The organism is Gloeocapsa sp. PCC 7428, assembly GCF_000317555.1.
Classification (GTDB): Bacteria; Cyanobacteriota; Cyanobacteriia; order Cyanobacteriales; family Chroococcidiopsidaceae; genus Chroogloeocystis.
In genome coordinates this window covers 2,770,241-2,793,109 of sequence record NC_019745.1, presented here as the reverse complement: position 1 = coordinate 2,793,109, position 22,869 = coordinate 2,770,241, and the positions used below count along the sequence as shown (strand labels likewise).

At 44.3% G+C, this 22,869-nt stretch carries 22 protein-coding genes; 7 read left to right on the top strand and 15 right to left on the bottom strand.

The genetic code is table 11. The features are described from left to right. Window positions 1-99 precede the first annotated feature (99 nt). The 6 genes from codB to apcB all read right to left on the bottom strand — a co-directional run bounded on the left by codB (window position 100) and on the right by apcB (window position 6,315). Window positions 100-1,389 (bottom strand): cytosine permease, encoded by a 1,290-nt coding sequence (gene codB / locus GLO7428_RS12240; protein ID WP_015188863.1) that lies wholly within the window; start codon window positions 1,387-1,389, stop codon window positions 100-102. A gap of 121 nt (window positions 1,390-1,510) precedes the next feature. Beyond that, window positions 1,511-2,002: an ureidoglycolate lyase gene (locus GLO7428_RS12235; protein WP_015188862.1), complete on the bottom strand. Its 492-nt coding sequence runs from the start codon at window positions 2,000-2,002 to the stop codon at window positions 1,511-1,513. A 371-nt stretch (window positions 2,003-2,373) separates the two neighbouring features. Beyond that, window positions 2,374-3,009, bottom strand: coding sequence for a uracil phosphoribosyltransferase (gene upp, locus GLO7428_RS12230; RefSeq protein WP_015188861.1), 636 nt, complete (start codon window positions 3,007-3,009; stop codon window positions 2,374-2,376). 54 nt (window positions 3,010-3,063) lie between these two features. Continuing rightward, a complete protein-coding gene (locus tag GLO7428_RS12225; protein WP_015188860.1) occupies window positions 3,064-4,275 on the bottom strand; it encodes a URC4/urg3 family protein in 1,212 nt (403 codons plus the stop codon). A gap of 22 nt (window positions 4,276-4,297) precedes the next feature. Then, complete coding sequence (locus tag GLO7428_RS12220) at window positions 4,298-5,554, bottom strand: GTP cyclohydrolase II (RefSeq protein ID WP_015188859.1); 1,257 nt, start codon at window positions 5,552-5,554, stop codon at window positions 4,298-4,300. A gap of 251 nt (window positions 5,555-5,805) precedes the next feature. Next, the gene (gene apcB, locus GLO7428_RS12215; RefSeq protein ID WP_015188858.1) at window positions 5,806-6,315 is read right to left on the bottom strand and encodes an allophycocyanin subunit beta; all 510 of its coding nucleotides are present in this window, start codon (window positions 6,313-6,315) and stop codon (window positions 5,806-5,808) included. A 422-nt stretch (window positions 6,316-6,737) separates the two neighbouring features. Between apcB and glnA the strand changes: the two genes are divergently transcribed. From glnA to GLO7428_RS12190, 5 genes are all read left to right on the top strand, one after another. Continuing rightward, complete coding sequence (glnA, locus tag GLO7428_RS12210; RefSeq protein ID WP_015188857.1) at window positions 6,738-8,162, top strand: type I glutamate--ammonia ligase; 1,425 nt, start codon at window positions 6,738-6,740, stop codon at window positions 8,160-8,162. Window positions 8,163-8,536: 374 nt separating this feature from the next. Next, window positions 8,537-9,592, top strand: coding sequence for a class I SAM-dependent methyltransferase (locus GLO7428_RS12205; protein ID WP_015188856.1), 1,056 nt, complete (start codon window positions 8,537-8,539; stop codon window positions 9,590-9,592). 228 nt (window positions 9,593-9,820) lie between these two features. After that, window positions 9,821-10,318 (top strand): YbjN domain-containing protein, encoded by a 498-nt coding sequence (locus tag GLO7428_RS12200; RefSeq protein ID WP_015188855.1) that lies wholly within the window; start codon window positions 9,821-9,823, stop codon window positions 10,316-10,318. Continuing rightward, entirely contained in the window at window positions 10,278-11,054 is a 777-nt protein-coding gene (locus GLO7428_RS12195) for a lipoate--protein ligase family protein (RefSeq protein WP_015188854.1), read from the top strand. The genes GLO7428_RS12200 and GLO7428_RS12195 overlap by 41 nt, the downstream gene beginning before the upstream one ends. 409 nt (window positions 11,055-11,463) lie before the next feature. Further along, window positions 11,464-12,747: a metallophosphoesterase family protein gene (locus GLO7428_RS12190; protein ID WP_015188853.1), complete on the top strand. Its 1,284-nt coding sequence runs from the start codon at window positions 11,464-11,466 to the stop codon at window positions 12,745-12,747. Window positions 12,748-12,780: 33 nt separating this feature from the next. Here GLO7428_RS12190 and GLO7428_RS12185 read toward each other — a convergent pair whose 3' ends face one another. From GLO7428_RS12185 to GLO7428_RS12145, 9 genes are all read right to left on the bottom strand, one after another. Next, complete coding sequence (locus GLO7428_RS12185; RefSeq protein ID WP_015188852.1) at window positions 12,781-13,857, bottom strand: ABC transporter ATP-binding protein; 1,077 nt, start codon at window positions 13,855-13,857, stop codon at window positions 12,781-12,783. Window positions 13,858-13,961: 104 nt separating this feature from the next. Next, complete coding sequence (locus tag GLO7428_RS12180; RefSeq protein ID WP_015188851.1) at window positions 13,962-15,440, bottom strand: aminobutyraldehyde dehydrogenase; 1,479 nt, start codon at window positions 15,438-15,440, stop codon at window positions 13,962-13,964. Between the two features lie 10 nt (window positions 15,441-15,450). Further along, window positions 15,451-16,209, bottom strand: coding sequence for an ABC transporter permease (locus tag GLO7428_RS12175; protein WP_015188850.1), 759 nt, complete (start codon window positions 16,207-16,209; stop codon window positions 15,451-15,453). Beyond that, complete coding sequence (locus tag GLO7428_RS12170; RefSeq protein WP_015188849.1) at window positions 16,206-17,102, bottom strand: ABC transporter permease; 897 nt, start codon at window positions 17,100-17,102, stop codon at window positions 16,206-16,208. Before GLO7428_RS12170 ends, GLO7428_RS12175 begins: the two co-directional genes overlap by 4 nt. A gap of 68 nt (window positions 17,103-17,170) precedes the next feature. Beyond that, entirely contained in the window at window positions 17,171-18,235 is a 1,065-nt protein-coding gene (locus GLO7428_RS12165; RefSeq protein ID WP_015188848.1) for a PotD/PotF family extracellular solute-binding protein, read from the bottom strand. A gap of 216 nt (window positions 18,236-18,451) precedes the next feature. Then, window positions 18,452-18,706, bottom strand: a complete 255-nt coding sequence (locus tag GLO7428_RS12160) for a MoaD/ThiS family protein (protein ID WP_196797591.1) — start codon at window positions 18,704-18,706, stop codon at window positions 18,452-18,454. A 7-nt stretch (window positions 18,707-18,713) separates the two neighbouring features. Then, window positions 18,714-19,316 (bottom strand): J domain-containing protein, encoded by a 603-nt coding sequence (locus GLO7428_RS12155; protein WP_041918612.1) that lies wholly within the window; start codon window positions 19,314-19,316, stop codon window positions 18,714-18,716. A gap of 58 nt (window positions 19,317-19,374) precedes the next feature. Beyond that, window positions 19,375-19,968 (bottom strand): ATP-dependent Clp protease proteolytic subunit, encoded by a 594-nt coding sequence (locus GLO7428_RS12150; protein WP_015188845.1) that lies wholly within the window; start codon window positions 19,966-19,968, stop codon window positions 19,375-19,377. Between the two features lie 116 nt (window positions 19,969-20,084). Then, on the bottom strand, window positions 20,085-20,744 hold the full coding sequence (locus GLO7428_RS12145; RefSeq protein ID WP_015188844.1) for an ATP-dependent Clp protease proteolytic subunit: 660 nt from the start codon (window positions 20,742-20,744) through the stop codon (window positions 20,085-20,087). Between the two features lie 327 nt (window positions 20,745-21,071). On the opposite strand from GLO7428_RS12145, the gene GLO7428_RS12140 reads away from it, so the two are divergent. Both GLO7428_RS12140 and GLO7428_RS12135 read left to right on the top strand, forming a co-directional pair. Next, entirely contained in the window at window positions 21,072-22,325 is a 1,254-nt protein-coding gene (locus GLO7428_RS12140; protein ID WP_015188843.1) for a VWA domain-containing protein, read from the top strand. A gap of 80 nt (window positions 22,326-22,405) precedes the next feature. After that, complete coding sequence (locus GLO7428_RS12135) at window positions 22,406-22,807, top strand: fasciclin domain-containing protein (RefSeq protein ID WP_015188842.1); 402 nt, start codon at window positions 22,406-22,408, stop codon at window positions 22,805-22,807. The last annotated feature ends 62 nt before the right edge of the window (window positions 22,808-22,869 follow it).

Genomic DNA, 22,869 nt, shown 5'->3' with positions numbered 1-22,869 from the left:
AGCTATACACTGTTACTCTGGCAATTTTTCCCGTAGATATACGTAGGTAATTGTACCATTGGGCGGAAAAACACAGGAAACATTAAATGATTATTATAGTTAATTTATCGCGTTCGTTTTTCTTGTATCGCTCATCAATTTACTCAAAATAAAGTAGAGAATCGCTGCTGCAACAATGCCATTAATCGGCTTAATTCCAGGTGCAGCCCAAGCGATCGCCGAGGCGATAATATAAGCAATAATTCCTGCCCAGTTAAACGCTGGCTGTCTTTGATTTAATGTCGGAAATTGTCCTTGGTGCAGCAACCAATAATCTGCCATGACAACACCGCCAATTGGAGGAATAAATGTCCCAAGCAAAATCAAGTAAGGAACGAGCAAGTTATAAATTCCGCCCCAAGCTAGTACTAACGCAACGGTAGCACCACCTAGAACAAAGGCAGTACGTTTATTTGTGCGGAACATATGCGCACCCGCTACCGAAAAAGCATAGATAGTATTATCTTGCGTCGTCCACATATTCAAAAACAACAATATCAATCCCCAAAAGAGCAATCCTTGCTGTGCCATTACTTGTACAATGTCTTCATTTCCATAGACTAAGGCACAGAACGCACCGCTAAAAATTAATAAGCCATTTGCTAGAAAAAAAGCCGCCAAGGTACTCCAAAATGCCGTACGTCCATCCTTAGCAAAACGACTCCAATTTGTTGCTTGAGTTCCACCAGAAACAAAAGTCCCAACGATAATTGTAATTGCTTCACCGAGTCCCAGTTGCTGTTGCGGAACGATCGCTTGTAAACCAGCAAAACCACCAACATCGCGTGTGGCAATTGTTAAGCTCCAAATGATTAAAATCAGCATCGCCGGAACCGCAATGCGACTGAGCCAATCCATCGCACGATAGCCGATATAAGCGGTTGAGCAGAAAAAATACGTAAAGAAAAGAATCATCAACCAATTAAACGAACTTGGAACTCCAGCTAATTGATTGAGCACGTCTGCCATTAAAGCCGAACCCCAGGCATACCAACCAATTTGCGTAAAGCCCAGCAGAAAGTCAACCCAACGCGAGCCGACGCTACCGAAACTAAATCGTGCCATCAGTACTGTACTTAAACCACTACGCGCTGCGATATAACTTAGTAGTGCCGCATAAATACCTAAAAGCAGATTACCTGCCAAAATTAGACCGACTAAATCAGTAAAGCGGTAAGCAGGACCTACTCTTCCTCCAGCGAACAAAGTCCCAGAATATAACGTAAAGCCTATTAATAAAGGAGCCACCGACCAAAGTGACTTACGCGCTTCTGGCGGGACAGCACTAAGCGGATAGTCTTCACTTACGGGCGATCGCGGTGCTAAGTTTTGTTCCGACGTGCTACTCATGAAAAATCATCAACTATTGTTGCAGCTATCTTGACTCCGAGTGGCATCTCAGAACCGTATTGTAGTTGACCAGATTTCAGGAGTGTCGAGTTAAATCAAAACATAAGCCTCGTTATCTCTACTACACTATTTCCCATTCTAGATTCGCTTGCTGCCGAAAATTATAAGTGTCGTGGTCGTTGATGTTGGTGTCACTCAGTTCTAAATTATAAAAATCGACAAACTCGTGTTCAAAATAGGGTCCCGCGTGCCAAGTACCGACTTCTAACTTAATAAAGCGATCGCCAGGAATGCGAAACGCGGCAATTTTGTCAAGTTCCGGCTGTGGCGCAGAATTTGGGGGTGCGACAGCCAACAACCATTCTTTACCTGCAAGCGAACCTAAACACTGAGTACATTGGAGGTGACGGGTAATCGTGTGGAATTTGCGCCCGCGTCGGTGCAAGCGCATAATGTAGAAGCGAGGAATGCCGTTATTTAATACCAACTGTGCATCGGTGTGGTCATAAGCCTTACCGTCAGTGCTAGCAGCGATAACTTGACCATAAGGCTGAAAGCTTTCTGGTGTAATCAACTGCGCGGTGAGTTGGTGAAGCGATTTAGCTAAAGCCATAATTTAAGAGGGGTTTTGGGAGTCGGAGGTCAGAGGTCAGAGAGATTCTTTTGATGCTTTGCTTCGGGGTTTTAACTTTCTGGCTTTTTTAGGGAAAACAATGTCAGGACTTACGCAGTTGAATCTATTCCGCCCCCCTAGCCCCAAACACAAAAGTTTCATCCTTATCTTCTCCCCCATGCATTGGGGGAGAGTGAGAGGGGGCGGGGGGAATCTGAGTTGAAGTCCCCCACTCATGGGGGATTTAGGGGGCAAGTGCGTAACTCCTAAATGTTTTCAAGTTCACCAGCGATTCATCTTCCGGCTAGAAACCAATGTCGCAAGAGTTGTTTCGCTTAACCTGACCCCTGACCTCTTTTTATCATAATGACTTAGCGCGTACCGAATAAGCGATCGCCTGCATCGCCTAATCCTGGCACAATGTACCCATGCTCATCCAACTGCTGATCGATCGCCGCAGTGTAGATTGGAACATCAGGGTGTTGTTCGTGAAAATGTTCAATTCCTTCGGGTGCAGCCAGTAAACAAACAAACTTCATAGAAACAGGATTTGTTAACTTCAATCGCGTCACCGCCGCTGCTGCTGAGTTTCCTGTCGCCAGCATCGGATCGACCACTAACATATCGCGCTTATCAACGTCGTGAGGAACTTTGAAATAGTATTCAACCGCAATCAGTGTTTTCGGGTCGCGATACAAACCAATATGCCCGACTCTAGCTGAAGGCATCAGTTCCAACATTCCATCTAAAATTCCCTGTCCCGCTCTTAAGATGGAAACAATAACTAACTTTTTATCTGGGGCGAGGACTGGGGCTTCCATCGTCGCTAAAGGCGTTTTAATTGTTTCCGTTTTTAACGGTAGATCTCGCGTCACTTCGTAGGCTAGCAGCAAGCTAATTTCCTTTAACAGCGTGCGAAATTTGGCTGTACTCGTGTCAGCTTTGCGCATTAGCGTCAGCTTGTGCTGAATTAAGGGATGGTCGATAACGGTTACTTCCGCTTGCATATAGTGTTTATATTAGGTTTTATTAATTTGAAACTTCTCTTGCATTACCAGTTGCTAAAATACGGTACCATCGCTGTCAATTTGAATCGGTGGCACACCATCGCTTCTTAACTGTGCTGCAATTTTACGTCCTGCACTCCACGTTCCACCTTGGAGGACTTTAACTAGTGGTAATTCTTGAGCATCCATCCCCAATTTTTCGCGAATCGTCGCAGCAATATAGTCCAATAAAATCACCGTTAAAGCTCGCCACTCAACAATCACTTCTGAATCGACTTTATGTGCTTGCTGTAATAAATTTGGATGTTTGGGCTGCAATAATCCGAGGTCGAGACATAAACCACCGTTGCGATACTCTGGTAATCCAGTCAAAGCATCTAACCCAGTAATTTCTAAACCAAGTTCTTGGAGTGGTTCGAGTAGAGAATAAGTAAGCCACTGCGAAAGTTTGTGAAAAGGTACTAATTTGTTGTCACTAAGTGCTGAATGATACCAAACGTCACCTAGATTTATCCCATCAATTGTTAATCTTCCTGTCCAAATATCTCCTAATCCTTCTAAAACTGCACTGAAAACCGTTTCAGCCGCGAGTTGCCCGTGAGACGCTTTCGTTAATAAGTAGTTGACTAGCCCCCCAGGACGGGGATGATCATTGCCAAATAATTGCGGATGACTAACAATTGTTTGTCCTAATCGACGTAACAGATTTAACCTTCCAGGTAAACCTACTAGCGGATTTTGGTGACTGAGTTGAAAGCCAGCAGCAAGGATATCTTCTGTGAGTTTTTGCAAGCCCAAGGCATCCGCTTGCAGCTTGTCAGAATGACTCGAAAAAGTTCCCTGACAAAACATTTGAAAACTTGCAACCGCAAGACCTTCGGAGCGACGAAACACTAAATTCGTACCAGGTTCATGATACTGCCATGTTGCGCCTGCGCCCGCATCGAGCAATACACTCACGATCGCTAAATCAAACTTTGCTTGGGCTTTGGCAAGCGGTGTTAATTCTGCCAACTCTCGATCTAGCTGGGTTAAACGCGATCTCCCTGCTTCAAAATGACGCCAGCGACTATGAAAGGGAATTTGTAAATCGGGATAATCTTCACGCATGACCTCAATGACATAATCTGCCACGGGTCTTAACTGCGTCAAATCGCAGCGAAAATGTTCTAGGCGATCCTCACACGCCAAATCGAATAAAATGCCACAGCGATCGCGAATTGCTTGCGCCGAACGTATATACGCGATCTCCTTTTGAGAAGACACAATTTTCAATTCCTTCACGCGATTAATCCAAGCTTCGCCCTTTAATCTCAGATAAAGTTACGGTATCGGCGACTTCTCCATTGGTATAGTATCCCGCTGCCTTTTTCGCCTCAATTTCTACGCGTGCATCTTGCGGAATCAACTCCTCTGGAATCGGTACGCGCTCAACAATTTCAATACCAGACTGCGTAACGGCGTCGTATTTCAAATTACTCATTGACACCATGCGATCGATGCGCGTAATTCCTAGCCAGTGCAAAACATCAGGCATCAATTCTTGAAAGCGCATATCTTGGACACCTGCGACGCATTCAGTACGTGCAAAGTAAGCATCAGCGCGATCGCCTCCGGATTGGCGTTTGCGTGCGTTGTAAACTAAAAATTTTGTCACCTCGCCTAAGGCGCGTCCTTCTTTACGGCAATAGACAATCACACCCGCACCACCTTCTTGCGCAGTTTGGACGCACACTTCAATGCCATGAACTAAATAAGGACGACACGTACAAATATCCGAACCAAAAACATCAGAACCGTTACATTCATCATGGACTCGCACCGCTAAAGGTTTATGCGGATCGGCGATCGCCGCGACATCTCCCACAATGTACACGGTAATACCGCCAATGGGTGGTAAAAAGACTTCTAAATCAGACCGCGTGACTAACTCAGGAAACATACCGCCAGTTTGTTCAAACAAGGCGCGGCGTAAATCAGCTTCGGTAATTCCAAAGCGCTTGGCAATTCCTGGTAAATACCACACCGGATCAATTGCGGCTTTTGTAACGACTAAATCGCCGCGTGGTTTGAGAATTGCACCATCGATGCGTAATCGTCCGGCGGCTACCGCATCTTGTAGCTCTGGCATATTAATATGAGCTTTGGTAATCGCGATCGTCGGGCGGATATCATATCCTTGCTCGTAGTAGCTCGTGAATGCTTCTCCTACCATTGCCCCGAACGGATCGAGTGAGACAATTTTTTCAGGATCTGCCCAGCTTGGATGCGGTCCAATTTGCTCAACGGGAGAGGTGTTTGTCAAATCCGCACGATAATCAGATTGCAGCACTCCTCTAGCGACTGCTAAAGCACGATAAACAGCATAACTACCCGAATGCGTACCAATGACATTACGGTGGGCTGGATTGGTCAATGTCGCGATGATCGGACCGCGAGCGCCTGGGTTTGCTGCGCCCCAAGAAATCGGAATCGGTTTAGGACCAAATTGACTGGGATGCGAAGTTAGAACAATATGCCGAGGAACGTGCTTTTTGTTTGGCATAAATGCAATAGCTATGAAGGTAGTGTATTAAAACTGGGTGCGGAACTGCGATGAGTTTGAATTCACCATCATAGGGCTTTTGTCAAGGAGTTGCCAAGTTGGTATTGATACCGTTTTGTTTGAGAGTTGCTTCATAAGCAAAAGCGATCGCACTTTAACCCAAACTAGTCAAACCGCGATCGCTCAATTTATATTTAGGAGGGAATTGAAACCAATGGGCAAGGCATTGGGTAAGGCATTGCCTTGCCCCTCTAGATATCTTGTTCGCCCAACTCGCTTGTCATATAATCAAACGGCTCATCGACAAAACTGGTATCGCTGACTCCGGCTGCGGCAACTTGCTCTTTAACAATGTCCTTCATAATTTGGATACCTTGAATCGTGGGACCAATTGGCACGCCCAACGAATTGTAAGTTTCCCGCAAACCTTGCAGCACGCGTTCATCTAATACATCCATACTGCCAGCGACGAGCGCATAAGTAGCATAGCGTAGGTAGTAGTCCATGTCGCGCAAGCAAGCGGCGTATCGCCGTGTGGTGTAAGCATTCCCACCAGGACGAATGAGTTCAGGGAGTTCTTCAAATAACCGCGAACCTGAGCGTTTGACAATTGCGGCGGCGTTGCCATTGATTGCGGCGGCGGCTTGGACTCGTGCTGTCCCTGTTTCAAAATAAGATTTCAGCCGTTCCATCGCATCGCGGTCAAAGTACCGACCTGCGACATCATAAGTTCCAATTAAAGTTGTAATCGCGTCCCGCATGAAATTGCTCTCCAAATATTTCCTATTTGTGGTTTGATATTCTTACTCGATTTTTTTGTACCTAGTATTTATGACTATGGTGCCTGAACTATGAAATAGCGATACAGGCAATTTACTGGCTACTTATGGATTCTATGCCAATTTGACTACTGATTTGAGATTTTATGAATAATGATGTCGTTACATGCTGCATCTTTGATCGTTGTACTCGATGATATTCAACTTTACAAGTCGTATTGTTGGGCAAAGCGAGTCAATCTCACAATCTTTCGCAAAGAATCCTAATAGAATCCGTAAAAACAGTTTTTTGTATAATAAACTACAAAACTGCCCCAACTCTATCCTTAGGATGATCCAAAAGTGGCACAGTTTTAGTCTGAACCTAGTGGCGGCAGCAGGATAAAAAAGTTAAGGAGTTACCCATGTCTGAAGAGAAAACCCCGCAAGATGTCTTGAAGATGATTCAAGACGAAAATATTGAACTGATCGATTTAAAATTTGTCGATCCCTTAGGTACGTGGCAACATCTCACCGTGCATAAATCGCTGATCGAAGAAGAAAGCTTTGTTGAAGGGGTAGCGTTTGATGGTTCCAGTATTCGTGGCTGGAAGTCAATTCATGAATCAGACATGGCGATGCGACCAGACCCCAATACTGCCTGGATTGACCCGTTCATGGCAGATAAAACGCTCTCGCTGATTTGTACCATCTTAGAGCCACGTACTGGGGAACTTTACGATCGCTGTCCGCGAGCGATCGCACAAAAAGCGTTAGATTTCCTCCAAGCAGCAAACCTTGGCGATACCGCGTTCTTTGGTCCCGAAGCCGAATTTTTCATTTTTGATGATGTCCGCTTCGACCAAACCGAAAACAAAAGCTACTACTACGTCGATTCCGCCGAAGGTCGTTGGAATTCGGGTCGCGAGGAAGCAGGCGGTAACTTAGGTTATAAACCACGTTACAAAGAGGGTTACTTCCCTGTTTCGCCCACCGACTCGTTGCAAGATATGCGCAGTGAAATGCTGCTGACAATGGCAAAGTGTGGCGTTGTGATTGAAAAGCATCACCACGAGGTGGCGACAGGCGGTCAGTGCGAGTTAGGCTTTAAGTTTGCTCCGTTAATCAAAGCCGCTGATGACTTGATGACGTATAAATATGTCATTAAGAACGTCGCGAAGAAATACGGTAAAACAGTCACGTTCATGCCTAAGCCGATCTTTAACGATAACGGTTCGGGTATGCACACGCACCAATCAATTTGGAAAGAAGGTCAGCCTTTATTCGCAGGCGATCGCTACGCAGGCTTAAGCCAAATGGCGCTGCATTACATCGGTGGTATTCTAAAGCACGCTCCGGCGTTGTTAGCCTTCACGAACCCCAGCACCAACTCTTACAAGCGTCTCGTTCCTGGTTTTGAAGCACCTGTAAACTTAGCATACTCCCAAGGAAACCGTTCGGCTTCGGTGCGGATTCCCATCGCTTCTAGCCCCAAAGCGAAGCGTTTAGAGTTTCGTTGTCCTGATGCTACTGCCAACCCCTATCTTGCGTTTGCGGCGATGTTATGCGCGGGTATCGACGGTATCAAGAACGAAATCGATCCTGGCGATCCTTTGGATGTCGATATCTACGAACTCAGCCCCGAAGAGTTAGCCAAAGTTCCCTCAACACCTGGTTCTTTAATCGAGGCTTTACAAGCACTCGAAGACGATCACAGCTTCTTGACTGCGACCGGAGTCTTCACAGAAGACTTTATCAATAACTGGATTACGTACAAGATTGATAAAGAAATCAACCCGATGCGGCTGCGTCCTCACCCTTACGAGTTTGCCCTCTACTATGATGTGTAATCAGGTTAGAGGTCAGAGGTCAGAGGATGCTGCGCAGATTTACGGTTTAGGATTAAAACAAGAGCAAGGCAATGTCTAGCCAGTAATTGGATCAATAGTTCTGAACCGCTTGAATGTCCTCGTCATACTGACACTGCTATAAGTTGTTGCCACCTATTAAAGGTGGCTTTTTTGTTAATGATGAAAGGGTCGGCGGTTAGACAACAGTAAAAAAACGCGCGATCGCTGTTTCATTACAAATTCCTAGATTTATCCGCACAAAAAAATGTATCAGCAATTCCCTGACTCCTGATCTTCAGACCCCTGACCCCTCATAAATTCGTTACAATTATTCACAGTAAATCGCCGTCATCAAGATAATTTACGCCACTCTCATGCCTGACACTTTAACCAAGCTGACTTACCAAACTTTTCAGCAGGGCAAAAACTACTTTGGTTTAGCGCACAAAATACTTAGTACTCGGTTAATGAATCTGGTTTCTCCTACTGAAATCCAATCTCGACCGATATCTCCGGACGTTTTATTAAAAATTCAACAAAGGCTAAATCAGCTACTCGAAACTGACTGGCAAGACGCGGAACAGGGTGTATATCCTGAAAGTTTATTATTTGATAATCCTTGGGATGAGTTTTTCCTTTACTACCCAGCCGTTTGGTTAGATTTACCGCAAATTTGGCAACGGGCAAAGCAAAAACAGCATCAAGACTTTTCACCGGATATCAATACCGAAGGTTATCCAAATTACTACGTCCGCAACTTCCATCATCAAACGGGTGGCTATTTTAGTGATTTCTCTGCCAAGCTTTATGACTTACAAGTAGAAATTCTTTTTGGTGGAACAGCCGATCCAATGCGGCGGCGCATTCTTGCACCACTTAAGCAGGGCTTGCAAGCATTTGCAAACGTACCGCCGCACCAAGTACGTATTTTAGACGTCGCGTGTGGTACTGGGCGTACACTCAAGTTAATTCGCGCAGCTTTACCCGAAGCATCGCTATTTGGAACAGATTTGTCACCAGCGTACTTACGTAAAGCCAATCAACTGCTATCACAAAATCCTGGCGAGTTGCCACAACTGTTGCAAGCTAATGCCGAGGAGTTACCTTACCTCGATAATTATTTTCATGCAACAACTTGTGTATTTTTGTTTCACGAGTTACCAGGGCCAGTGCGTCAAAAAGTGATTGACCAATGCTTCCGCGTAACTCAACCAGGAGGAGTATTTGTTATTTGTGATTCAATTCAAGTCAGTGATTCTCCTGATATGATTCCTGTCATGGAGAGTTTTCATGAAACTTTCCACGAACCTTTTTACAAGCACTATATGACTGATGATTTGGTTGAACGCTTGGAAAAAGCAGGTTTCCAAAATGTCACGACTCAGACTCATTTTATGAGCAAGGTCTTTGTAGCGCACAAACCTGCTTAAAGAGGAAATCAAGAGGGTAAAGTATAATTTAATACTCAGATTTCTAGCTACGGGCAAGGCACTACCTTGCCCCCCTTATTTACTCAGGAGCGTGTCTACAGACGATACATTGGGTCTATACCATTTTGGATTGAGACTGAAGGGTGAGGATTCTACTGTCCAAATATGGCAGTCTTGAAATCAATTGGTATAAGTCCATTTCACACATCAGCACAAATCTAAATTTCTATGACAAGTTATCAAGCTGATCCAGAAACAGTTGCTACTCAATCGTTATCTACGAACGAAATGATCGATGAGTTGCTTGATTCAGCAACCAGCGACGACCCTGTAGCAGTTATTCAAACCGTCATCGCTAGTCTAGAAGAAGATGACACTGCGATGGTCAGCCATACTCAAGAAGGTCATTTGTGGAAGTTTAAGTATGGTAGCGTTGAAGTTTTTGTTCAACTGACTGGGCTAAGTGACGATGATACTCTAACGGTTTGGTCTACTGTTTTACAACTTCCTACCAAAAATGAGCCGCAACTCATGCGTAAACTCATGGAAATGAACTGGTCAGGAACTTTTGAAGCGTGTTTTGGAATTTTTAACGATCAAGTCGTTGTTGTCGCGACACGCACCTTAGCTGGAGTGTCGCCAGGCGAGATTTCGCGATTGATAACCATCGTGGCTACGATCGCTGATGACAACGACGAAGCCTTACAATCTGAATTTGGACAATAAACGCACCAAAGACACTTGGCGGCTGATTCCGCTTTTTGCAGCCCCAGGGCGGGTGCAAATGGCAATTGACCGCTGGCTAGTTGAACAACACGCGGCGGGTTTGCATCCGTCTACTTTACGATTTTATACATGGTCGCCAACTGCCATTTCTTTGGGGTATCATCAGCATAAATACCCAGAAGCTTGGCAGCATTTAACTTATCAAGGTCAGCCTGTTGATTTAGTGCGTCGTCCTACCGGCGGACGTGCGGTTTTGCACCAAGGCGATCTCACCTATGCGGTAGTTACCTCAGGTTTAACTGGTAGCCGCGTGCAAGTTTATCAACAGCTTTGTGAGTTTTTGATTCGCGGCTGGCGATCGCTGGGCGTCGAGTTACACTATGGTACGGCGGGACGCAGCTATATTCACAATCCCAACTGTTTCGGTACGGCGACTAGTGCGGATTTGGTTTTAGCCGATGGTACAAAGTTGATTGGTAGCGCCCAATTGTTTTATCAAGGGGCTGTTTTACAACACGGTTCGATTCGTTTAGAACCTGATGCGGCATTGTTTACTGAAGTTTTTGGTATTCATACCAAAGCGATTGCACTACCAATAACTGCACATAATGGCTTGATTGTCAAGATTGTAGAGGCTTTGAGTACCGCAGCGCAAGATGGCTTTGATGTTGAGTTTGACGTTCAACCACTTTCCACCGATGAATGGATTGCAATTAAGCGTGAGTTAAGTGTCTAAAGGTGTTGGTAATTGGTAATTGGTAACAATGAGCGCTCTTTGGTTAGCGTCTGTGTAGCTAAATGCTTTCCCATTCCCCATTACCCGTTACCGCGCAGCCACTTGAGTACAAATAGCTACTGCTAAGTGTAGATTTTGTAAAAAAAGTGGTAAAAGCGATCGCGCCTACATTCAAATCGTGAATAAGTGCGTTAAACATAGAGTTGGTGTTTAGCTACAAAAGTTCATGAATTGTTCTAACTGTCAGCACCGTGGCTCTATTTCTTGTCCTTTGCAGCAAAAAGTGTTATTCGTTCCTGAAACACACGATGCAATTTCCAAAGGCTTTTGCACGCATTGGACGCCGAAAACTCATACTTAAGCATTGTTTGAGTTCAAAAGCGTTTAATGATTTTTAGAAGTGGCACAAATGAGTAAAGATTCAAGTTTTGATTTGCTGGAGGTACAAACCGCATCAACCCAAGCAACAGCAACCGAAAAATATCAAAAAACATTTCACTCCGCAATTATTCGCGGTCCCTATCTACAACAGGGAACAGAGTCTAGTATCGTTATCCGTTGGGCGACTAACAATCCAGTTCAAGGAAGAGTGTTGTATGGTACTGCGCCAGATAAACTATCGTTAAGTGCGACAGAAGCAGCCGTAACCTGCGACCATACAGTAAAACTTCAGGAACTTGAGTCAGATACAAAATATTATTATGCGATCGCCCATTCAACTGAAAGAGACGAAGGTTTCTTTTTTGTTACCGCACCAAAACAACCGAAGCCGACTCGCATTTGGGTTGTTGGCGATTCAGGGCGCGGAAACGAGATTGCGGCGCAGGTTAGAGATGGATATTTAAAGTTTACTGGCACGCGTCATACCGATTTGTGGCTGATGTTGGGGGATAATGCTTACGACACTGGTACTTGGGATGAATATCAGCGGGGAGTTTTTCAGATGTATCCGCAGATTCTCCGTAACAGCGTACTGTGGACAGCAATTGGCAATCACGATGCTGGAAGTGCGAGTTCTGAGTGGCAAACTGGACCGTATTACGAACTATTCAATCCTCCCACACAAGGCGAAGCGGGCGGGATAGCGTCGGGAACCGCTGCGTATTATTCGTTTGACTACGGTAATATTCATTTTATTTGTCTCGATTCTTACGGTAGCGATCGCACGTCTACAGGCGCAATGCTAACCTGGGCTGCTAAAGATGCAACTTTGTCTGATAAAGATTGGAAAATTGCTTTTTGGCATCACCCTCCATATACGAAAGGATCGCACGATTCAGATACAGAAATTGAACTGATTGAAATGCGCGAACGTGCCTTGCCAATTTTGGAAGCAGCAGGTGTAGACTTAGTGCTATCTGGTCACAGTCATTCCTACGAACGCTCATACTTAATCGACGGGCATTATGGTACCTCAGACACTTTTAGCTCCCAGATGAAAAAAGATCAAGGTAGCGGTCAAGAAGATAAATCAGGAGCATACTATAAGTCTTCAGTACCTCATGCAGGCACAGTATATATCGTTGCTGGAACTTCGGCGCGTGCTGATGAAGTTTCACCGCATCCTGCAATGCATACATCGTTAAGCATTCCTGGATCGTTAGTCATCGATGTACAAGGGAAGCGGCTTGATGTGACGTTCGTTGACGATTATGGGGAAATTCGGGATTATTTTACGATAAAGAAGAGGTAATCGGTAATCGGTAATTGGTGATAGAGAATATATTTAGGATTTGCTGGTATCAGGAAATATCAGCGCTTCTTGCCATTCCCAGGAAAGAAAAATGCGATCGCCTTCTTGGTATGGACTTGATCCGCGTCGCCGTAGTTCTAAAACGTGAAACTCTAAACCTGACATTTCAACGAGGTAACTTGTCGCATAGCCGAGATATTGACTTTGCACGATTTGGGCTGCATATGCTGTATCACTAGTATTAGCAGTAAGATTGATATTTTCTGGACGTATGACAACTTTTACGGCGCTATTGGGCGCTATTTCCGCTGCTAAAGTCCCTGTAACAACTTGATTGTCGATATTTACTTGACCTTGATCGCCCTTAACTTGTACGAGAACTCCTGCTAAAAAGTTGGCGCGTCCAATAAATTCTGCGACATAAAGGTTGACAGGATGCTCATAAACTGCTAAGGGCGTGCCTACTTGTAAAAGTTCGCCATTGTGTAGTACAGCGATGCGATCGGATAATGCTAATGCTTCTTCTTGATCGTGCGTCACATAGACGAAGCTAATTCCAGTTTGACGCTGGAGTTGTTTTAATTCCTCGCGCAGTTCAACGCGGATTTTAGCATCCAAAGCAGATAAAGGTTCATCCAATAGCAACACATCAGGGCGATCGACAATCGCGCGGGCGATCGCAACTCGTTGGCGTTGTCCGCCAGAAAGTTGGGAAGGAAAGCGATCGCGCATTTCCAATAGTTGAACTAACTTGAGTGCATCAGTCACGCGCGTACCAATTTCATCACGCGTCAATCGTTTAACTTGTAAAGAAAAGCCAATGTTTTCAAACACTGATAAATGCGGAAACAACGCATAATCTTGAAACACAGTATGCACATTACGACGATACGCCGGTAAACGGCTGACATCGCGATCGCCAATCCAAACCTTGCCGCTATTTGGAATTTCAAAGCCACCAATCAGCCGCAAAAGCGTCGTTTTCCCGCAGCCAGAAGCGCCAAGAAGCGTAAAAAATTCACCTTGGTTGACTACGAGGCTTACTTCCTTAACCGCCTGCACAGCACCATAATTCTTGCTAACTTGTTCTAATCTGACTGCTATTTTCATTTGTAGAACTTACGCAAGAACTCTCTCAAACTCTTCATCTCTGGGTTCTCTGTGTCTCTGTGGTTCGTATAAAAAAGGGTAGACAAAACGCCCACCCTACAAAATTATTCTGCATCCCCAAATGCAGTGAAGTGCCAGGGCTTTTTCACATCGCCACTGAGATCGAACATGATATGTTTCGCAATCGTATACTCTTCCATCGCGTAGCGCGATAAGTCCTTACCAAAGCCAGATTCTTTAAAACCGCCATGCGGCATTTCGGAAGCTAAGGGTAAGTGATCGTTGATCCAAACTGTGCCAAATTCTAACGCACTAGCGACGCGCCAAGCTTTAGTAACATCTTTTGTCCAGACGGATGCAGCTAAGCCGTACTTCACATCGTTGGCAACCGCGATCGCTTCTTCTTCCGAATCAATGGCATTGACGACTACCACAGGACCAAACACTTCTTCTTGCATAATTTCACTAGAGGTAGGTGCATCACAGAATATTGTCGGTTGATAGAAAAAGCCTTTACCATCCGGCATTTCTCCGCCTAATTTCAGAGAAACACCATCATTTTTAGCGCGTTCGACAAAGCCATGCACTCGTTGTCGTTGATCGGCAGAAATTAATGGTCCCATGTCGGTAGTTTCGGCTTGGGGTGTTCCCAAACGCACTTGTTGCGCTAATTCACTAAATGTGCTAAGAAACTCTTGATAGCGCGATCGCTCGACTAAAATGCGTGTAGCAGCAGTACAATCTTGTCCAGTATTGATATAAGCACCCACAACTGCACCTTGCGCAGCAGCGGCGATATCCGCATCGGCAAAGACAACGAACGGCGCTTTCCCACCAAGTTCTAAATGTACCCGCGTCACTTTTTGCGCGGCGAGTTCCATAATGCGTTTTCCGGTACGTGTCGAACCTGTAAACGACACCATTCGGACATCAGGATGCGATACTAATGGTTCTCCCACACTTGCACCACCTGTGACAACATTAATCACCCCAGGCGGAAAGCCGACTTCTAATGCGGTTTGTGCCAACATCAAAGTCGTTAACGGTGTTTGCGGCGCAGGTTTAATCACAACGGTGTTTCCTGCGGCGATCGCAGGTGCTATTTTCCACGCTGCCATCATAATCGGATAATTCCACGGTGCGATCGAAGCGACAACTCCCACAGGTTCGCGGCGGATTGTCGAAGTGTAGCCTGAAACAAATTCTTTTGTGGCAATTCCTTCAATCACTCTTGCTTGACCAGCAAAGTAACGGATATTATCAATCGCAAAGGGAACGTCACCATTGGCAACAAGTTTAATCGGTTTACCGGCGCTGAGGCTTTCAATTTGGGCAAGTTTATCAATTTTGGCTTCTAAAGCGTCGGCGAGTTTATAGATTAATGTACTGCGTTCTGCTGGGCTTAATTGTGACCAACTTGTGCAGGCAGATTTCGCGGCTTTGACCGCGTTATCAACATCGGTATAATCAGCTTGGGGAACTTCGGCGATTTCATCTTCGGTTGCGGGGTTAATTACTGTTTCCCAATTGGCGCTTACCGCTACGACTGCTTCGCCATTGACGATCATCTTGTACTGTTCCATAGCAAGTATCCTACTCGCGGGCAAATTTTTGACTTAACAACACCAAACAAATCGAAAACACAAGAATTAATGTCACTGTAGCGTTGATTTCGGGTGTAATTCCAAAACGCAACCTCGCCCAAATTTCCATTGGTAAAGTGTTATCTTGACCTGTGAGAAAAATTGTGACAATGATTTCGTCAAAGCTTAAAGTAAAAGCTAAAAGTGTTCCTGAAATCAAAGCCGAACGTATCCCTGGAAACACCACTCTCCAAAACGCTGCCCACGGCGACGCGCCTAAATCAGCGGCGGCTTCTTCTAAACTGCGGGGTAACTGTGAAATTCTGGCGGCGACGGTATTAAAAACGACGGGAAAACCAAACGTGGCGTGACCGATAATTACGGTTAAAAGTCCTAGTGGGACATCTAATGTCGAGAAGAAACTCAACATCGCGACACCAGTGACGATTCCTGGCAGAATTATGGGTAATACGGCGGCGGTACGAAACGCATTTTTACCGAAAAATTGATATTTTTGGATGGCGAAAGCGGCAAGTGTTCCTAAAATAGCGGCGATGGAAGTCGCGGCGATCGCAACTCGTATACTGTTAAACAAACCCGCTTGTAAGCGATCGTCGGATAAAGCTGCATTGTACCAATCTACTGTCCAACCTTGAATCGGTAACGCTAAAACCCTTCCCTGACTGAAGCTAAAAACAACAATCACCAGGATGGGTAGATACATGAACAAGTAAACGAGAATTGTTAACCCACCCAAAAGCTGTTTCATAGATTCTCCAATACACTTTGACGCGAGAGAATTGTCATTAGCCCGAATAATAACAGTAGAATTACTAGTGCAAACGCCGCACCTAAAGGCCAATTATCTGCTACGCCAAACTGACTAGCAACAATGTTTCCCACAAGAATATCTCCCGCACCGCCAACTAATGAAGCAGTAATATAGTCTCCTACAGTTAAGCTAAAAACGGAGATTCCTCCTGCTAAAAGTCCAGGTAAAACTAGAGGAAATGTGACTTTGCGGAAAGTATTCCAAGAATTTGCGCCTAAATCTGCTGAGGCTTCGAGTAGATTTTTTGGTAATCTTTCTAAGGCGGTAACTAATGGCAAAATCATAAATGGTAGCCATACATAACACAGCGTCACTACCATCGAAAATTGATTATAGAGAAATAAAGAAGAAGGTTCTGTAAAAATTCCTAGTGAAACTAGAAAGCTGTTGAGAACTCCGTTGTAACCTAAAATAACCCGCCACGCAAATACTCTTACTAAGTAGCTTGACCATAGTGGAAGTAAGATTAACAGCGTTAGTATTTGTTTGTATTTTCCTGCATATAAAGCGAGAAAGTATGCTACTGGAAAGGCTAATATGGCATTGATTGCTGTTACAATTGTTGCGATGTATATGGTGCGAAATAGTGTGTTGCGGTAGCCTGGATTATTGATAATTTGAATGAAGTTTTGCCAGGTAAATTTGGGGATGATTTGCACGTATTCGTGCTGCATAAAGGCATAGCTGAGTAATACTATTATGGGAATGAAGTAGAAGCTAATCATCCATAAGGATGGTGGAAGAAAGCTTGTCCAAAATCCTGTTGGGAGGTTCTTTTGTTGAATGGGTACTGTTGTTGCCATTAAGATGGAGTTTTTAATGAACCACATTGGCGTAGCCTTCCCTGCGGGTAGGCACAAAGAAAATAGGACTAGCGCGCGTCTCCTCTGACCTCTGGTTATTGTCCTCGGAATTCGTTCCACAGTGCTACCCAGTTGTCGTAGTTGGGGACTGTTTCCCAAAAGTGAATTTTGCTGTAGAAGTTGGCTACGTCGTCGAGATGTAATTCTGCTTGTTGTTCGGTGGTGAGGAGTGGTAAGATTTGGCTGGAGACTGGCCAGTAACCTGTAATTTCGGTCATTTGTTTTTGTGCTGTACCAGTCAGCATATAGTCCATCCAAGCGTAGGCTATGTCTTGATTGGGTGAGTTTTTAATCATCATCCACGAATCACTCCAGCCGGTTGTTCCTTCTTGGGGAATTGTTGCAGCAACGGGAAAGTTGGCGCGTTTGAGTTCTTCGATTGCAACGGGCCATCCCCAGGCTAATGCTATTTCTTTATTTAAGAATAATTGTGCAAGTTCGCCTTGGCTATTCCAAAATTTACGTACTTGCGGACGTAGTGGGAAAAGCTTTGGTTTTATCTCTTGTTCTAACTTTTCTTTACTGAGTTCAAAAATATTAGGATACCCATTCCAAAGTGCAATATCTGCGTTAAAAATTGGGTAGTCGGGTAGTGAAACTTTACCTTTGTATTGCGGTTCGTAGAGAATTTTCCAAGTTTGTGGTTCTGATTTAATAACTGTTTTATCGTAAATCAGAAAATCAGGTCCCCAGGCGATCGAAACACCGTAAGGTTGACCGTCAAAAGTGTTGTAAGGTGGTTTTTGAAAAGTTGGTAGTAGGTTTTGATAATTTGGTACTTTGGATAAATCTAGTGGTTCAATTAAACCAGCATCATATAAACGTTTTGTCAAGTCTCCTGATGCTGTGACTAAATCGTAAGTTTTGCCTTTACTCGCTTTGATTTTGGCATACATTTCATCCGAAGAACCTGCATAGCTAGCAACAACTTTGCACCCATACTTTTGTTCAAATGGCTTTGTAAACGATTGATCCATGTATCCTTCCCAGCCAATAATTCGCAAAGTACAGTTTTTTGCTTGTGCGGAATCTGGAAAGAAGAAAGCCACTAAGGTTGCAATGCAAATACTGAGAATGAACATTAATGGCTTATTTTTCATCGTTTGTTATTCCTAGCGAGTCGTTATTGGTGGCTAAAATGTATACTTAGCTACAACTTATTGAAGATTGTCCTCAATAAGCTTTTTCCTAATAGCAGATTAAAACCTAGCTCGTAGAAGATAACGCTTTCTATAAATTTTGCTACATTCTGCAATAAAAGTATTCAAATGTTTAACGATTCTTGCTTACTTGCTGCGTAAGGGCGATTAGATAAATTAACCCCCGCTGACTGGCGGAATTAACACCACCTCATCACCATCGCTGAGGAGAGTTTCTGGTTCGACAAATTGCAAGTTAATTCCAAACCGAGTGATATCGCGCCATTGGTAGAGTTCGGGGTGTTCTTGGATGAGGCGATCGCGGACTTCAACGACTGAAGTTCCTTGCGGAAATTCTAGTATCAACTCTGACGTACCATAAGCTTCTTGATACGCAGCAAATAATTTAACTGTTACTGTGATAGTGTCTATCATAGTTTTATCTAAAAATCCTTTCCATACGGCGAAAATCGCGTTCGACTTCTGACCATAAAGAACGGTTATGCGGATCGGTTTTTAAGGCTTTTTTCAGATAAATTCTCGCGGTTTCCAGTTGGCGATCGCCGATTAGTTGTCGTCCCCAGCGTTGATAAGTGCTTGCTAGCCACGATCTGACTTCAGGATCTTGCGGTAATTTTTGGGCGAGGGTTTCGGCGAGTGCGATCGCTTGGGTAAGTCTGTTATTCTTCCACAATTTCTGCAATTCTCGGTAAGAATTCCACTTCACCTGAAATTCAAATGCCGATAGCGGGGGTATATAAGGGGAGGTATCTTTGCGAGTAACTTTTGTTGCGGAAGACTTTCGTTGTCCTGACGGTTGCTTTTGAGTGTTGTCTTGTTGTAGCGCTTGTGTTGATTGCACCGAGTCAAGTAGTTTTTTATAAGCCTCTGTAATCGCAATAAATTTATCCCTGGCTTGCTGATCGCCAGGGTTAAGGTCAGGATGATACTTTTGTACTAATTTACGGTAAGCTACTTTGATTTCCTCAAGTGTTGCTTCCGCTGTTAATCCTAATATTTGGTAATAACCTATCATCTTCATCACGATCGTCAATTAGCCATTAGCCATTAGCAAGAAGCTACTAACTAATGGCTAACTTCTACGGTCTTTCTTCAATCACTTTATCAATCAAACCGTATTGCTTCGCTTCTTCAGCCGACATGAAAAAGTCACGATCCATGTCTTTTTCAATTTTTTCTAGTGGCTGACCAGTATTATCAGCATAAATCTGGTTTAACTGGTGGCGAATTCGGAGAATTTCTCGCGCTTCGATTTCGATATCGGTTGCTTGTCCGCGCGTTCCACCAGAAGGTTGGTGAATCATGATTCGCGAGTGGGGTAATGCAAGTCGTTTACCCTTAGTTCCAGCAGCTAGCAAGAAAGATCCCATTGAGGCGGCTAAACCGACGCAAATTGTTACGACATCTGATTTGATGTGCTGCATTGTGTCGTAGATTGCCATACCCGATGTCACCATCCCACCAGGCGAGTTGATGTAAAGGTAAATATCCTTACCTGGATCTTCGGAATCCAGATACAACATTACCGCGATGATTTGGTTCGCAATTTCGTCATCGACATCTCTACCTAGGAAAATAATACGTTCGCGGTAGAGGCGATTGTAAATGTCAATCCACTGTGTATAAGCTTCCCCTGGCATCCGATAGGGGACTTTAGGAACGCCAATTGGCATAGTACACTCCAAGTTGAGTAGGAAGTTGAGCTATTGATATATAAGTGGCTAGTGATTAGATACTTGATGCTTAGTGAAATTTTAAAACTAGGCTGCTACCCACTAGCTACTAGTCACTAAATAATTCCTGCGGGAAGTTGAGGACTCGCGAGATCTTCTTTTGTCAACACGCGATCAATTAAACCGTACTCTACAGCGTGTTCAGGAGATATATAGAATATCCGGTCCATATCTTTTTCGATTTTTTCGCGGGCTTGACCAGTCGTGCTTGCTAAGATATCGAGCATTGCAGCTTTATTCGCTAGCACTTCTTTGGCGCGAATTTGAATATCACTTGCTTGACCTTGAGCATAGCTCTTTGGTTGATGCAGTACGATCGTCGCATGAGGTAAGCTAGCGCGACAGCCTTTTGTTCCCGCACTGAGTAACATCGCAGACATCCCCATCGCCATTCCAATACAGATTGTATGGATCGGGGGCTTGATGTACTTCATCGTGTCATAGATCGCAAAAGCTTCGGTTTCAAAACCAACAAGTTCGCCACTGTAACCTGAAGTACCTGTCGAGTTAATGTAAACTCGAATCGGCTTGTCGGGATCTTCTGACTGGAGGTATAGTAGTTCGGCAATAAGTAATTCTGTCACCGCAGGGACTAACGGCATCCCTAAGTAAACAATTCGTTCCTTGAGTAGCAAGGAAGGTAAGTCGGGGGGCGGTGTACGGTAGAAGTTATCGCCATAGTAGGGCGCTTGAACAGCCTTGATGGGTGATTCCATAGACAATTAATTGCCTAAAATATAGCTTTTATCTTTAGTACATCCTAACGTGTGCTGAAACGAAGCAGGAGTACGGTTTACTCGCTATCAGTACACATTAAGCCTGTGGACAATTCCAGGCGTAGGATATTCTGAGTATTAGTTATAACTGTTTATATCAGTAATTCGTAAAAATAAATGTCATTTTAAGGATGGTAACTGGTTATTAGTAGCAATTAGCGTTCTTCGGTTAGCTGTTAGCGTCTGTTGTCGCTAAATGCTAATTGCCAAGTGCTAAAAGCTTTCTTATTACCCATTAACCACATAAAAAATTAGGAATTTAAAGTTATGAAGGTTTTTATTCAACCGGCACTGAATGATGCTAATTTAGATGCAACTCAAACCAATAGTCAACGGCAGTTAGCGATCGCGATCGCTGCGGATACGCAAACTGACTTTGAGTTCGATCGCAGTGTACCACTCAATCTCTGTCTGATTCTCGACCACAGCGGTTCGATGAAAGGACATCCCCTCGAAACTGTAAAACAAGCAGCAAATGGACTTGTCGATCGCCTGACTCCTGGAGTTGATCGCTTAAGCGTTGTCGTTTTCGATCACCGTGCCAAAGTTTTAGTTCCGAGTCAAATTGTTGACGATCCCGAAAGCATCAAACGGCAAATCAAGCGCCTCTCAGCCGCTGGGGGAACTGCAATTGATGAAGGAATGCGACTAGGAATCGAAGAACTTGCTAAGGGTAAAAAAGAGTCCATTTCCCAAGCATTTTTATTAACCGATGGTGAAAATGAACACGGTGACAATCAACGCTGTCTCAAATTTGCAGAACTTGCGGCAAGTTACAATCTCACACTTAATACTTTAGGTTTTGGCGACCACTGGAATCAAGATATTTTAGAGCAAATTGCAGATGCTGGTGGTGGTACTTTATCGTATATTGAGCAACCTGAACAAGCTGTTGATGAGTTTAGTCGTTTGTTTAACCGCATCTCAACGGTGGGATTAACAAATGCTTATTTGCTATTTTCACTGATGCCGAAAGTGCGCCTTGCGGAACTTAAACCGATCGCCCAAGTTGCACCGGATACGATTGAGTTACCAGTTCAACAAGAAGCTGATGGACGCTTTGCGGTTCGTTTAGGAGATTTGATGAAAGTACAGCGTGTTATCTTGACCAACTTGTACATTGGACAGTTACCTGAAGGTAGAAGCGCGATCGCGCAATTGCAAGTCCGCTATGACGATCCTGGAATGAATCGCACAGGATTACTTTCAGAAACGATCCCTGTGGTAATTAACGTAACGCGCGCGTATCAACCCGCGATCAATTCACAAGTGCAAACGCACATCTTGGCATTAGCAAAATATCGCCAAACGCAACTTGCCGAGACAAAACTCCAACAAGGCGATCGCGCAGGCGCAGCCACAATGCTACAAACCGCAGCCAAAACCGCATTACAAATGGGCGACAAAGGCGCGGCGACTGTATTACAAACCTCTGCAACGCGATTACAAGCCGGAGAAGAACTTTCACAAAGCGATCGCAAGAAAACGCGGATCGTTTCTAAAACTATATTGCAGGAGTAACTATAAAACCCTGGACTCAGTGCGATTTTTGAGAAAGTAGTTTATAGTTGTTAATAGATTCACAAAACTAGGTAACATACTTGGCTGACATTGTTGATACTGCCGTTAAGGCTGGTTCGTTTGATACCCTAGTTACTGCAATCAAAGCTGCTAATTTAGTAGATACTTTAAAAGGCGCGGGTCCATTCACCGTCTTTGCACCTACAGATGAAGCATTCGCTAAGCTTCCTAAAGGTACAGTAGATGCATTACTTAAGGACATTCCCAAGCTCAAGAAAATCTTGACTTATCATGTCGTTTCAGGCAAGGTAATGGCGGCTGATGTGGTCAAGCTAAAGTCAGCTACCACCGTTGAAGGATCAGATGTGAAAATTGATGCTTCTAATGGTGTTAAGGTAAACGATGCCACCGTTGCAACACCGGATGTCGCTGCTGATAATGGTGTTATTCACGTCATTGACACAGTTTTACTTCCTGCGTAAGCCAACGCTGCGATAGGCAATATTATTTTTGGGATAGCAAATTCTAGAGTTGCTATCCCACA

Excerpts from the sequence above, each read along its gene's own strand:
- glnA (WP_015188857.1), top strand. The coding sequence starts at position 6,738 with ATGTCTGAAGAGAAAACCCCGCAAGATGTCTTGAAGATGATTCAAGAC.
- codB (WP_015188863.1), bottom strand. The coding sequence starts at position 1,389 with ATGAGTAGCACGTCGGAACAAAACTTAGCACCGCGATCGCCCGTAAGT.
- apcB (WP_015188858.1), bottom strand. The coding sequence starts at position 6,315 with ATGCGGGACGCGATTACAACTTTAATTGGAACTTATGATGTCGCAGGT.
- GLO7428_RS12185 (WP_015188852.1), bottom strand. The coding sequence starts at position 13,857 with ATGAAAATAGCAGTCAGATTAGAACAAGTTAGCAAGAATTATGGTGCT.
- GLO7428_RS12155 (WP_041918612.1), bottom strand. The coding sequence starts at position 19,316 with ATGAAGATGATAGGTTATTACCAAATATTAGGATTAACAGCGGAAGCA.
- GLO7428_RS12150 (WP_015188845.1), bottom strand. The coding sequence starts at position 19,968 with ATGCCAATTGGCGTTCCTAAAGTCCCCTATCGGATGCCAGGGGAAGCT.
- GLO7428_RS12220 (WP_015188859.1), bottom strand. The coding sequence starts at position 5,554 with ATGCCAAACAAAAAGCACGTTCCTCGGCATATTGTTCTAACTTCGCAT.
- GLO7428_RS12205 (WP_015188856.1), top strand. The coding sequence starts at position 8,537 with ATGCCTGACACTTTAACCAAGCTGACTTACCAAACTTTTCAGCAGGGC.
- GLO7428_RS12190 (WP_015188853.1), top strand. The coding sequence starts at position 11,464 with ATGAGTAAAGATTCAAGTTTTGATTTGCTGGAGGTACAAACCGCATCA.
- GLO7428_RS12195 (WP_015188854.1), top strand. The coding sequence starts at position 10,278 with ATGACAACGACGAAGCCTTACAATCTGAATTTGGACAATAAACGCACC.
- upp (WP_015188861.1), bottom strand. The coding sequence starts at position 3,009 with ATGCAAGCGGAAGTAACCGTTATCGACCATCCCTTAATTCAGCACAAG.
- GLO7428_RS12235 (WP_015188862.1), bottom strand. The coding sequence starts at position 2,002 with ATGGCTTTAGCTAAATCGCTTCACCAACTCACCGCGCAGTTGATTACA.
- GLO7428_RS12145 (WP_015188844.1), bottom strand. The coding sequence starts at position 20,744 with ATGGAATCACCCATCAAGGCTGTTCAAGCGCCCTACTATGGCGATAAC.
- GLO7428_RS12170 (WP_015188849.1), bottom strand. The coding sequence starts at position 17,102 with ATGTGGTTCATTAAAAACTCCATCTTAATGGCAACAACAGTACCCATT.
- GLO7428_RS12180 (WP_015188851.1), bottom strand. The coding sequence starts at position 15,440 with ATGGAACAGTACAAGATGATCGTCAATGGCGAAGCAGTCGTAGCGGTA.
- GLO7428_RS12200 (WP_015188855.1), top strand. The coding sequence starts at position 9,821 with ATGACAAGTTATCAAGCTGATCCAGAAACAGTTGCTACTCAATCGTTA.
- GLO7428_RS12165 (WP_015188848.1), bottom strand. The coding sequence starts at position 18,235 with ATGAAAAATAAGCCATTAATGTTCATTCTCAGTATTTGCATTGCAACC.
- GLO7428_RS12140 (WP_015188843.1), top strand. The coding sequence starts at position 21,072 with ATGAAGGTTTTTATTCAACCGGCACTGAATGATGCTAATTTAGATGCA.
- GLO7428_RS12175 (WP_015188850.1), bottom strand. The coding sequence starts at position 16,209 with ATGAAACAGCTTTTGGGTGGGTTAACAATTCTCGTTTACTTGTTCATG.